At 58.9% G+C, this 11,869-nt stretch carries 9 protein-coding genes; 2 read left to right on the forward strand and 7 right to left on the reverse strand.

Going from position 1 to position 11,869, the window contains the following annotated elements; translation table 11 throughout:
- The first annotated feature begins 185 nt into the window (after positions 1–185).
- Positions 186–1,850: an asparagine synthase B gene (gene asnB / locus AB5Y97_RS10025; protein WP_335844038.1), complete on the forward strand. Its 1,665-nt coding sequence runs from the start codon at positions 186–188 to the stop codon at positions 1,848–1,850.
- A gap of 248 nt (positions 1,851–2,098) precedes the next feature.
- The gene (locus AB5Y97_RS10030; protein ID WP_335844039.1) at positions 2,099–2,623 is read left to right on the forward strand and encodes an acyloxyacyl hydrolase; all 525 of its coding nucleotides are present in this window, start codon (positions 2,099–2,101) and stop codon (positions 2,621–2,623) included.
- Positions 2,624–2,724: 101 nt separating this feature from the next.
- On the opposite strand, the gene dcuC is transcribed toward AB5Y97_RS10030, so the two are convergent.
- From dcuC to hppD, 7 genes are all read right to left on the reverse strand, one after another.
- Complete coding sequence (dcuC, locus tag AB5Y97_RS10035; protein WP_368157781.1) at positions 2,725–4,098, reverse strand: C4-dicarboxylate transporter DcuC; 1,374 nt, start codon at positions 4,096–4,098, stop codon at positions 2,725–2,727.
- A 9-nt stretch (positions 4,099–4,107) separates the two neighbouring features.
- Positions 4,108–5,346 carry a peptidase T gene (gene pepT, locus AB5Y97_RS10040; RefSeq protein WP_113739289.1) on the reverse strand — a complete coding sequence of 413 codons (1,239 nt, stop codon included), beginning with the start codon at positions 5,344–5,346 and terminating at the stop codon, positions 4,108–4,110.
- A 484-nt stretch (positions 5,347–5,830) separates the two neighbouring features.
- Entirely contained in the window at positions 5,831–7,327 is a 1,497-nt protein-coding gene (locus tag AB5Y97_RS10045; RefSeq protein WP_368157782.1) for a C69 family dipeptidase, read from the reverse strand.
- Between the two features lie 450 nt (positions 7,328–7,777).
- Entirely contained in the window at positions 7,778–8,413 is a 636-nt protein-coding gene (gene maiA / locus AB5Y97_RS10050; protein ID WP_005361400.1) for a maleylacetoacetate isomerase, read from the reverse strand.
- A 139-nt stretch (positions 8,414–8,552) separates the two neighbouring features.
- A complete protein-coding gene (locus AB5Y97_RS10055; RefSeq protein WP_368157784.1) occupies positions 8,553–9,548 on the reverse strand; it encodes a fumarylacetoacetate hydrolase family protein in 996 nt (331 codons plus the stop codon).
- A gap of 10 nt (positions 9,549–9,558) precedes the next feature.
- A complete protein-coding gene (locus tag AB5Y97_RS10060) occupies positions 9,559–10,710 on the reverse strand; it encodes a homogentisate 1,2-dioxygenase (protein ID WP_110302312.1) in 1,152 nt (383 codons plus the stop codon).
- Positions 10,703–11,839 carry a 4-hydroxyphenylpyruvate dioxygenase gene (gene hppD / locus AB5Y97_RS10065; RefSeq protein ID WP_323917305.1) on the reverse strand — a complete coding sequence of 379 codons (1,137 nt, stop codon included), beginning with the start codon at positions 11,837–11,839 and terminating at the stop codon, positions 10,703–10,705. Before hppD ends, AB5Y97_RS10060 begins: the two co-directional genes overlap by 8 nt.
- Positions 11,840–11,869 lie beyond the last annotated feature (30 nt).

Here is an 11,869-nt window from a genome sequence, read left to right on the forward strand (position 1 = left end):
GTCACCCTGCCCCGTTGCCGCAGCCATTATTCTGTTGATCCGCTTGACGCTTACGGCATGATTTTCTGCGGTTTTCCCGCTTGCAAAAGGTTTTTCCGCTAGGCATTGTGTCTGACGAGGAATGTAAATGGAATTTCGAGCCCAAACGTGGGGGGCTCATATAAAAATCAAGAGGATTACCGCCAATGTGTTCAATTTTCGGCATTCTGGATATCAAGTCCGATGCAGTAGCCCTGCGCAAATCGGCGCTGGAGATGTCCAAGCGACTTCGTCACCGCGGGCCTGACTGGTCCGGTGTCTATAGCTCCGACAAAGCCATTCTGGTGCATGAGCGTCTGGCCATCGTCGATCCGGGCAATGGCGCCCAGCCGCTCTACAACCCCGAGCGCACCCATGTGCTGGCGGTCAATGGCGAGATCTACAACCACAAAGAGCTGGAGAAAACCCTCAAGGTCGATTTCCAGTTCCAGACCAAATCTGACTGTGAAGTGCTGCTCGCCCTCTACAAGGAGAAGGGCCCGGCATTCCTCGACGATCTCAACGGCATCTTTGCCTTCATCCTTTATGACGCCGAACAGGATGCCTACCTGATTGGTCGCGACCACATGGGGATCATCCCCCTCTATACCGGTCGCGACGAGCACGGCAACTTCTATGTCGCCTCCGAGATGAAGGCACTGGTGCCGGTCTGCAAGAGCGTCGAAACCTTCCCGCCGGGACACTATCTGTGGAGCAAGGATGGCGAGCTCAAACAGTGGTACAAGCGCGACTGGATGGAATACAGCGCGGTCGAGCACAACGTCAGCGACAAGGCCGAGCTGAAAGCGGCGCTGGAAGCGGCGGTCAAACGCCAGCTGATGTGTGATGTGCCTTATGGCGTGCTGCTCTCCGGCGGGCTGGACTCCTCCGTCATCTCCGCCATCACCAAGCTCTATGCGGCGCGCCGCATCGAGGACGATGGCAAGAGCGAAGCCTGGTGGCCGCAACTGCACTCCTTCGCCGTCGGTCTGGAAGGGTCACCGGATCTCGCCGCCGCCCGCAAGGTGGCTGATCACCTCGGCACCATCCACCACCAGATCCACTTCACCGTGCAAGAGGGTCTGGATGCCCTGCGCGACGTCATCTATCACCTCGAGACCTATGACGTCACCACCATCCGCGCCTCCACGCCCATGTATCTGATGGCCCGCTACATCAAGGCGATGGGGATCAAGATGGTGCTCTCCGGCGAAGGTTCCGACGAGCTGTTCGGCGGCTACCTCTACTTCCACAAGGCGCCCAACGCTAAAGAGTTCCACGAAGAGAACGTGCGTAAGCTCGCCTCACTGCATCTCTATGACTGCCTGCGCGCCAACAAATCGATGGCCGCCTGGGGGGTGGAAGGTCGCGTGCCCTTCCTCGACAAGGAGTTCATGGATGTGGCGATGCGCCTCAACCCCGCCGACAAGATGTGTGGCAAGGGCAAGATCGAGAAGCACATCCTGCGCGAAGCGTTCGAGGATCTGCTGCCCCATGAAGTGGCATGGCGCCAGAAGGAGCAGTTCTCCGACGGCGTAGGTTATTCGTGGATCGACAGCCTGAAAGCCATGGTGGAACAAGAGGTGACGGATCAGATGTTCGAAGCGGCCGCCTTCCGCTTCCCCATCAATACCCCGCTCACCAAGGAAGCCTACTTCTACCGCGCCATCTTCGACGAGCACTTCCCGCTGGAAGCGGCCGCCCGCACCGTGCCCTACGGCAAGTCGGTCGCCTGCTCCACTCCTACTGCGCTGGAGTGGGATGCCAAGTTCAAGGAGATGGCCGACCCCTCCGGTCGCGCCGTAATGGACGTGCACCAACAGGGCTACTAAGCCAGAGCGGGGCGACCCCAGCGGCTAACGCCAGATAGCAAAAAGCCCTTCACCATGGTGAAGGGCTTTTTCATCTCCCCGCGGTCACGCACGCCAAATCACATCAGACCATCGCAGATAGTTGATTTTTCATAAATATTTAATTTTTTTATCGAGTGACCATGCATTGACAGGAAGCGCGTCGATTGACTATGCCTGAAGGGTGATCAACAGGATCACCACGATGACAACAAGGATCGGGAGGGGGCATGGACGCTAACACTCTATCAAGGATCGGCCTGCTGACAGCACTGCTCGCCAGTCCGTCTGCAATGGCGAATGACAATATCGTGTTACTGCTGCTTGGCAAGGCCTTCAGCAATGAAAAGCTCGACATCAACATCGCCGACGCCAAGTTCCACCACATGTTCTGGCGCTGGGGAGACTCAGGCTGTCAATTTGGGCTGGGGGTACGTGGCGGTACGCTCAAGGTAGAAGATGAAGAGACCGCCAGACTGGGGGGCGGCGCCCGTATCGAATGCCAATGGGGTAACTGGGTGACCTGGCTCCCCGGCGAAATGGTCTGGCTCGATCAGTACCAATTTGGCACTCGCGGCCACGGCGACAAGGATTACGGCGGTCCCTTCCAGTTCTCCCTGGGTATCGGCCTCGGTTACGCCATCACCAAGAATTGGCTGATCGGTTATCAGTATGAGCACATGTCCAACGCCTATATGTATGACAAGAACCCGGGGCTGGACAGCCATACCCTCCATATCGAGTACCGTTTTTAGCTGGACGCGCCCCACTGCAAGTGGCATAACACGATGCAAAAAGCCCTTCACCATGGTGAAGGGCTTTTGGTTATTTCATCTCCTGATAACCGAAGGTGCAGTTACAGATAGAAGATCCCCACGATCAGGGTATGGAAGACAAAACCGACCATCAGGGGCAGCGAGGTACGCTTGATCACCGCAAACGGGGTCAGCTTGGCGCCACTGGAGACCGCAATAATCACCCCGGAGACTGGCGACATGGCGCGTCCCATGTGGGAAGCCTGCTGCATCGGCAGGATCATGGAGGCGGTGTTGACCCCCATGCTGGCGGCGATCTGCGGGATCAGCTCGACAAAGGCGAGGAAGGGCGCATTGCCGGAGCCCATGATGATGGCGGCAACCAGCGTCACCAGTGCAAAAACGATCGCCATGGCAAAGGCGGGCAGCCCCACATGTTCGGCGCCGACGATCAGGATATCGATCACCCCCAGCACCTTGATGCCGTGAGCGAAGATCCCCGCCGCCACCAGCAGCCCCACCACGTTGCTGAACGCTGACCCCATGCCGTTGAGGAAGTAGCTGAAACCGCCGCACACCTGCTTCATGTCACGGGTTCTGGCTGCCTCGACCACCATGCTGATAAACATCGAGATCATCACGATGGTGATGACGTTGAGCTTGATGTGATCGACAAACAGGGAAGAGAAGCCCACCGCCATGATGATGGGCAGCATCGGCAAGATGGCATAAAAGCCGGGAACTCCGACCTGTTGCGCCGACTCATCCGCCGTAGCCGCGCCCTGATGCTGGTGTCCGTCCTGCAGATCGCAACGACGTTGCCAAAATACGTGCATCAAGCCCACCACCAGCACTGTCGCCAGCGCTGCAGGGCCCTGATAGGTATAGACATACTCGATCACGTTGTGGCCCATGCCCACCGCATCGGTTGCACGGATGGCATCAATGGCGGTCGGGGTATAGGCCACCCCGAGGGAGGTGGCGATCACCCCGGCTGACGAGGCCGCAGAGAGGCCCAGCCCCACCATGATGGGGAAAAGGGTCGCCATCAACAGCACCGCCAGACCGGTCGCCGAGGGGATCGCCAGTTGTAGCACGCTGGCCAGCAGGTAGGAGAAGAACAGCAACACATAGGGGGATCGCAAACGGCGCAGCGGACGAATCGCAATGCGCACCACCGCATCGTTGGCACCGATATGATCCATGTAATGGGCAAAGCCCATCAGCGCCATGATCATCAAGCCAAGATCGGCCGCCCGGGAGCTGAAGAGATCCCGCATCACCTCGAAGGGGTCAAACAGGGCAATCCCGGTGCTCTCGACCCCTTTGGGTAGCACACTCCCCCACCCTGCCAGCTGGCTTGCCACCATCAGCACCAGACCGGCGGCAAACAGCACCGGCTCGGCCCGATAGCCTTTCAGGATCAGTCTGGCCACCAGCACGATGACCAGCACTGCAATCACTACCTGATACATGACGACTCCTTAGCGGCTGAAACGGGTGTGGGTGAGCTTGATTATCTCGATCACCACGGCACTGGCCGCCTCGAGGGAGCTGACCGGCAGGTACTCGTAGATGGAGTGAAAGTTGTGGGCACCGGTGAAGAGGTTCGGGCAAGGCAATCCCTTCTGGGAGAGCACGGCGCCATCATAACCACCGCGCATCGGGATGGGGTTTGGGGTGATCCCAAGGGTCTCGTAGGCGGCCAGCGCCAGTTCTATGGGATAGCGGTTCTCCCCCTGCAAGCTGTTGAAGACATTGCTGTAGCGATCGCTCAAGTGGTAACTCACGCTCTGCTCACCCCACAGGGCCTGACAGCTCTTGCCGAGGGTGTCGAGCAGGGTCATTCGTTGCTGATACCCATCCTGAGTGAAGTCGCGCACGTCCAGCTTGAGCACAGTTTGGGCGCTGTTGCCCTGCATCTGCTTGACCCAGTAGTAACCCTCGCGCCCCTCGGTATATTCGGGCGCTTCGCCCCCCGGCAGCATGGCGATAAACTTGTGCGCCATCAGCAGCGAGTTCTTCAGCTTGCCCTTGGCCGACATGGGGTGGGCCGAGGCACCGTGAAAGACAAACTCCGCATCCCCCGCATTCCAGTTCTCATAGACCAGCTCGCCAATGCCGCAGCAGTCGAGGGTATAGGCGAAGTCAGCGCCAAAACGTTCGGTATCGAACGCCTTGGCCCCGCGCAATCCCTGCTCCTCGTCAGGTACCAGACCAATTTTGATGGTGCCGTGGGGGATCTCCGGATGTGCCTGCAGATAGGCAACCGCATTGACGATGGCGGCGATGGCCGCCTTGTCATCGGCCCCCAGCAGGCTGGTGCCGTCGGTCACGATGATCCGATCACCGACATAGTTGGCCAGCTCGGGGAACTCGCTCAGACGCAGGGTGATCTGCTGGTCGGCATTGAGGCAGATATCGCCCCCTTCATAGGCCACTACTTGGGCATGGGTATCGTTGGTGTGTTCAGCACTGGTATCGAGATGAGCAAAGAAGGCCACGGTGGGCAGATCCCCCTCCACATTGGCAGGAAGTGTGGCGGTCAGGATGGCGTTATCCGCCACCTCCACGGTCAACCCCAGGGCGATCAGCTCCTCTGCCACCTTGTCAGCCAGCACCCGCTGCCCCGGGGAGGAGGGCATTACCCCGGCGGCGCCCGCTTCACGATTGGTGGTGGTATTGATGGCGGTGTATCCCAAAAATCTGTCGACAATATGCATTGCGGTAGTCCTGTGAGTAGTGACGGATATGATGCCGTGACGAGATCCGGCGGCGCGGTCGCCTTATTCAGAAAGCAGCCGCTTTTTTCTGCAAACAGCCGTCTGATGAAGCGATAACGCCTTGGATTAACGAGAAAAAATGAGATGGATAAAGAGAGTGCCCATCACAGTCGAATCAATGGGTAGTGATAAATAACACAGAAAGACCGCATAAAAGCTCTCAGATAACCAAAAGTGGGTAGCTGATCACGTAACCGATATGCTGAAAGGCGAAATAAAAACCTGAATGAAAGTCTCTGCTTTCGTATCGGGTAGCGAAATCCACTACCCGGGCCAGACACATTGGCGGGATGTCATAAAGGAAAAATGCCAGAGCACAGGCTCCGGCATCGATAGTGGGAAAGTGATCAGAGAAACCGATCTGCCCGGCGACCGCTCAGGCTGACCGACGATCCCCCTCGTTGGCATGATGAGTGCGTCGCGGTTAATCCTTCTTCGCCTTGTTGGCGAAGAAGATATCGGCCTGAATATCCTGGGTGCGCACCGTGAAGATCTGGTTGGTCAGATCCTCGGTCAGCGTTTCGGCCTCCTGCATCACCCGCAGATTGAAATCGTTGAGCATGCTGTTGGCGGCGGCCTTGTCGGTTTTGACCGTTTTCAGATAGCTGGCTTCCATCTCTTTCTGCTCTTTGGCGATCTTCGCCTCCCAGCTCTGGTACGCCTGCTTCACCATGGGGGCCAATTTGGGGTAATCGGTCATCACCAGGGTCTGCAGCTTGCGATATTTCCAGTAGATAGAGTCGCTGTCGGCCTTGTCGCTGCCCATGGCATAGTGGGCCGGATAGGCTTCCAGACCGCTGTAATAGGGAACGAAGGCAGTCAAGTCCGCCATGCCGAGGCCCACATAGGTCACCTCCCCCACCTCACGCGGCATCCAGGGGCGTACCTGCATCACGTGGGACTCGTAGGTGCGGAACACACTGACAGGGCGCCACGGCTCCTGACCGTTCAACCCCTTGCTGTAGGGATCGTGCTCGGTGCCGTCATAGTGATTGCGCAGCACAGCCTTGACCTCCTCCAGCGTCATCTTCTTCTCGGGGGAGAGGGTGACCGGGAACTGGCGACCGGCATCCACCGCCTGCTTGAGCGAGGGGTTGAACATCTGCTGGATGGTCCAGACTCGCGGATCGTTATAGGTGCGGTCCCGCTCGTCATCGCGGGTATAGGCTTTCGAGAAGTTGAACGCCCCATCCTTTTGCGGATGGTAGAGCCCCTTCTCGGTAGCGAATTCGATCAGATTTTTCGAGCCCATCATGTCGGTACTGGCGGGATCGTACTGCTGCAGGCGGCCCTGATTACCGGTAGCGAAATAGTGATTTTTCGGCAGACGCTGCGCCATCCAGTGGTGGCCGGTGGCGGTCTCCAGATACCAGAGCTCGTTATCATCCACCACGGCGACGCCAAATCCCTCTCCTGCCCCTATGGTTTCGATGATGTTGCCCAGCAACGAGATCGCCTCGCGGGCCGATGTGGACCGAGAGAGCAACACATCGGGAATGTCATCCTCGGTGATCCCCTTATCTTCCACATAGGGGTCAAAGGCGAGCGCTTCGGGTGAGGCAAAAATGGACTCGGTGCCGCTCACCCCGACTCCCTTCTCGTTGAACCCGGTGGCGCCGTGCAGCTGGGTCTTCCAGTTCGGTACCGTGGTATAGCGCAGGGAGTTTTTCGGCAAGGGATAGCTGAAATCATTGGCACCGTTGTGAGCCTTGGAGCTGTACATACCGCTCTGCCCCTGCTTGGCCAGATGGATTACGAAATGCTGGGCTTTCAGGGCATCGCTATCGGCGCTGCGGGCCACCATCATGGAGCCATCGGCGCTGGCTTCACTGCCGACCAGCAAGGTGGTACAGGCGAACGCCGACGAGAAGAGAGCAAGGTTGATGGAGAGTGCGACGACGCACTTTTTGAAGGAATGCATGAGATCTCCTTGTTGCACAGAGTGGTTGCAAATAAGCGGTGGCGCGCCAGTCAACCTGCCGCTGTCACAAGGGATCTGCGCGGTGACACGGGCCGGACAGTGCGGGCCATCAAACCGTAAACACGAAAAAGAGCAGTGCGGATAAACCGTGGAAACCTGGGAGGTACCCAAGGCCACCTGATAGGCGACCTGTGCGCATTTCTGCTTTCCGCTGGCGTGGCGATACTAGGCCCAATCCACTGACTTGAGTGTGACTGACAGCCCAAAACACCAACAACAAAGACTCAGTCGATGCAAAATATTGATAAGTGTGACAAGTGCAGGATCTATGGCGACATTCAGCCGTCAACACGAGGCACGCAAGGCGCATACAGAAGGGAAATAAAGAGATGAGGATATATAACGCGCGGGATGGCGTGTTGATGCCATCCCGCGATTCAAGTCAGTAGGTCACTGCGCGTCCGGCTGGTTGGCGGGGGCGGCTTTGATAAAGGCTTGCAACTGTTCGCAGTTGGCGACGATGCGGCGGATGGTGGGGTAATCGTCCAGGGTCATGTCGTAGCGGCGGGCGTTGTAGACTTGGGGCACCAGCATGCAGTCAGCCAGGGTCACTTCGTTGCCAACACAGTAGACACCGGCGGTGGTCATCAACAGCTGTTCGAGGGCGGTGAAGGTCTCGTCAATCCAGTGGCGATACCAGCGGGCCTCCTGCTCGTTGTTGGCCCTGAAGTGCTCTTCCAGATAGTTGAGCACCCGCAGATTGTTGAGCGGGTGAATATCGCAGGCGATCATATTGACGATCTGGCGCACTCGGGCCCGCGCGTCGGGGGAAGAGGGCATCAGAGAATAGGCGGGATAGGTCTCGTCAAGGTACTCCATGATGGCGACCGACTGACCGATCTGCACATCGCCATCCACCAGAAACGGCACCAGCCCTTGGGGGTTGATCCGGCGATAGGCCTTCTCGCTCTGCTCGCCTTGCCGCAAATTGATGGGATGCTGCTCGTAGGCAAGCCCCTTGAGCTGCAACACGATCCGTACCCGAAAACTTGCCGACGAACGCCAATAGCCAAACAACTGCAACATAATCTGTCCCTGCATCTTATCTGGGCCCGAAGCCCGGCAGGTGCTCGCCACCTGCCTCCTTGTGTATCCGGCACCGGTTGAGGGCTCGTCGTGATCCGGACATATCCCGAATACCCTTGCCGCCAACCGGCGCTGGTCATCAACCTCCCTGACCGCTCGCTGGCACCACCTGTTGAGAGATGGTGCCAAACAGGTTTTGGCCAGAGCGATCTTCCATCGCGATCGACACTCTATCACCAAACTGCAAATAGGGGGTTATAGCTTGATCACAATCAAGAATTTCCAGCATGCGGCGCTCGGCGATGCAGGATGAACCGGCGCTGCGATCGTAGTTGGAGACGGTGCCCGAGCCAATGATGCAGCCCGCCCCGAGTGGTCTGGTCTTGGCGGCGTGGGCAATCAGTTCGAAGAAGCTGAAGGTCATATCCACCCCGGCTTCTGGCGCACCAAACAGGGCACCGTTGAGGTGAGTCAGAAGCGGCAGATGCACTTTGCCATCGCGCCAGTCATCGCCCAGCTCATCCGGGGTGATGGCCACCGGCGAGAAGGCGCTGGATGGTTTGGACTGGAAGAAGCCAAAGCCCTTGGCCAGCTCCCCCGGAATGAGGTTGCGCAGGCTCACGTCGTTGACCAGCATCAGCAGCTTGACGTGGCTAACGGCCCCCTGCGGGCTCACCCCCATCGGCACGTCGTCGGTGATGATGGCGACTTCCGACTCGAAATCGATCCCCCACTCCTCAGAACCCATCACGATGGGGCCACGGGGGGCGAGAAAGCTGTCGGAGCCCCCCTGATACATCAGCGGATCGTGCCAGAAGCTTTCCGGCATCTCGGCGCCGCGCGCCTTGCGCACCAGCTCCACGTGGTTGACGTAGGCACTGCCATCGGCCCACTGATAGGCACGCGGCAGCGGAGAGAGGCAAGACGCTTCGTCAAAGGGGAACGCCTCGGCCACACGGCCCTCGTTAAGCTGCTGATAGACAACCTCCAGCCTGGGGGTAACCTCGGCCCACTCGTCGAGAGCGGCCTGCAAAGTCGGGGCAATCTCGCTCACCCGTACCGCACGGGTCAGATCCCGGCTCACCACCACCAAAGCGCCATCGCGCTTGCCATTGTTCAATGTTGCCAATTTCATAAGCGATTCCTTATTTGCCGGCAGCAGCGTCCGGGCGCTGCCAGCTGGAGACATACCGGGTGTTCTCGATCCCTTCGCACAGACTGCCAACGTTCAGCGCATCGCGGGTATCGAGCATGACCGCCACCTCGTCGGTGAACTTCTTGGCATAGGCCTGCCCTGCCGCAAACGCCTTGGGATGGGGGCCGTGGGTGAAACCGGCGGGATGGAAGGTGACCATGCCCCGCTCGATATTGTCCCGGCTGAAGAAGTCCCCGGCGTGGTAAAAGAGCACCTCGTCATAATCGTCATTGCTGTGATAGAAGGGCACCTTGAGGGCGCCGGGATCGCTCTCGATGGGGCGCGGCACGAAGGTGCAAATCACAAAGCGGCTCGCCACAAAGGTGGAGTGGGCCGACGGCGGTAGATGGTAGCGGTGGCTCATCAGCGGGCGGATATCCCGCCAGTTGAGACGCACCACACACAAGTCGCCGTGCCACCCTTGCGCATCCAACGGGTTGAACGGCCAGGTGATGACCGACACCTGATCGTGGCGTTTGACCTGCAGCGACCAGGGATTCTCATCCTGCTGGGCCAAAAAGCGCTCGTTGATGGCAGGCACGTCGAGCGCCGCCGGGTCGAAGATGGCATGATTGCCCACCAGCCCCTTGTCCGGCAGCTGATAGCTGTCGTTGGTCGCCTCGATCATCAGGATGAACAGGGGCGCTGTCGGCTCGATGCGCCACATGGTGCCACGGGGGATCACCACGTAGTCGCCATCGCGAAGAGTCAGGTGGCCGTAGTCGCAGAAGAACTCGCCGCTCCCCTCGTGGATAAAGAGCAGCTCGTCGCCGTCGGCGTTGCGCACCAGAAACGGCATCGCCTCGGAGAGCCGCCAGATGCGATAGCGGCAGTGGGGGTTGCTGAGAATATCGGGAGCCACCCAGGGGGAGAGGGAACTCACCTCCTCCTGCAGGGCATTGAGGTCAAACAGCCGTGGCCGCAGCGGCCCCTCCCAACTGCTCCAGTCGGTGGGGGCATGCTTGTGGTGCATGTGGGTGGCGGGGCCGAAAAAGCCGCTGCGCCCCAGTTCGCGCTCATAGATAGCCTGTTCCGGCAGGTCGGCATGGGCCTGTCGGGAGTGGGTTCCCTCCCGATGGGGGAAGTTAATCCAGTTACGCATCGCTCGCTCCCTCTTGGCGGGCACCCTTCTCATCCTCGCCGCCATCTAGCACGCCGCGGCGGATCTGATCCAGCTCGATCGATTCAAAGAGAGCCTTGAAATTGCCCTCACCAAAACCTTCGTTGCCCTTGCGCTGGATGATCTCGAAGAAGACCGGGCCTATCACGGTATCGGTAAAGATCTGCAGCAGGATGCCATCCTTGGTGGGGGAGCCGTCGATGAGGATGCGCAGCTCTTTGAGGGCCGCCAGATCCTCCTGATGCCCCTCGACCCGGTTGTTCACCTTCTCGTAGTAGGTATCCGGGGTCGGCATAAAACCGGTACCGCGGCTGCGCAAGGTGCGGATGGTCTGGTAGATGTCGCTGGAGGCCATGGCGATGTGCTGGATCCCCTCCCCCTTGTACTGGCGCAGATACTCCTCGATCTGGGACTTGTCATCCGCCGACTCGTTGATGGGGATGCGGATCTTGCCGCAGGGGGCAGTCATGGCGCGTGAATGCAGCCCGGTCAGCTTGCCCTCGATATCGAAGTAGCGAATTTCGCGGAAGTTGCCGATCCGCTCATAGAAGTTGGACCAGACATCCATATTGCCGCGATGCACGTTATGGGTCAGGTGATCGATCTCCATAAGACCGGCATCTACCTCTGCCATCCGGGCCTGCCAGTCGGGGTAGAAGACAAAATCCACGTCATAGATGGAGCCCTTGTCGCCATAACGGTCGACAAAGGAGAGCGTACTCTCGCCGATACCGTAGATGGCGGGAATATTGAGCTCCATCGGGCCAATCTTGCCGACAAAGGGCTTGGCCCCCTTGGCGATGGCGTACTGCTGGGCTTTGCCCGCATCGCTCACCCGAAATGCCATGCCGCAAACGCTCGGCCCGTGCAGGCTGGCAAACTGCTCCGCCTGGGAGTGAGGCTCGGCATTGACCACAAAATTGATATCCCCCTGCCGGTAGAGCCAGCACTGCTTGTGTTTGTGCTTGGCGACCTCGGCAAACCCGAGCGAAACAAACAGGCTCTTGAGGGCGGCAATCCCCTTGGCATCGGGGGCTGTGTACTCGACAAACTCGAAACCGTCTGTGCCTAACGGATTGATGGTATGGGTGGCGGAAGAGGTGGCATTCATCGGGCGCTCCTTGCTCTTGATTCGGTTAAA

This window comes from Aeromonas sp. R10-2 (assembly GCF_040908445.1).
In the GTDB taxonomy this organism is placed as follows: Bacteria; Pseudomonadota; Gammaproteobacteria; order Enterobacterales; family Aeromonadaceae; genus Aeromonas; species Aeromonas veronii.

Bases quoted from the DNA above. Each gene is read 5' to 3' on its own strand.
- asnB (WP_335844038.1), top strand. From the start codon at position 186: ATGTGTTCAATTTTCGGCATTCTGGATATCAAGTCCGATGCAGTAGCC.
- AB5Y97_RS10030 (WP_335844039.1), top strand. From the start codon at position 2,099: ATGGACGCTAACACTCTATCAAGGATCGGCCTGCTGACAGCACTGCTC.
- dcuC (WP_368157781.1), bottom strand. From the start codon at position 4,098: ATGTATCAGGTAGTGATTGCAGTGCTGGTCATCGTGCTGGTGGCCAGA.
- pepT (WP_113739289.1), bottom strand. From the start codon at position 5,346: ATGCATATTGTCGACAGATTTTTGGGATACACCGCCATCAATACCACC.
- AB5Y97_RS10045 (WP_368157782.1), bottom strand. From the start codon at position 7,327: ATGCATTCCTTCAAAAAGTGCGTCGTCGCACTCTCCATCAACCTTGCT.
- maiA (WP_005361400.1), bottom strand. From the start codon at position 8,413: ATGTTGCAGTTGTTTGGCTATTGGCGTTCGTCGGCAAGTTTTCGGGTA.
- AB5Y97_RS10055 (WP_368157784.1), bottom strand. From the start codon at position 9,548: ATGAAATTGGCAACATTGAACAATGGCAAGCGCGATGGCGCTTTGGTG.
- AB5Y97_RS10060 (WP_110302312.1), bottom strand. From the start codon at position 10,710: ATGCGTAACTGGATTAACTTCCCCCATCGGGAGGGAACCCACTCCCGA.
- hppD (WP_323917305.1), bottom strand. From the start codon at position 11,839: ATGAATGCCACCTCTTCCGCCACCCATACCATCAATCCGTTAGGCACA.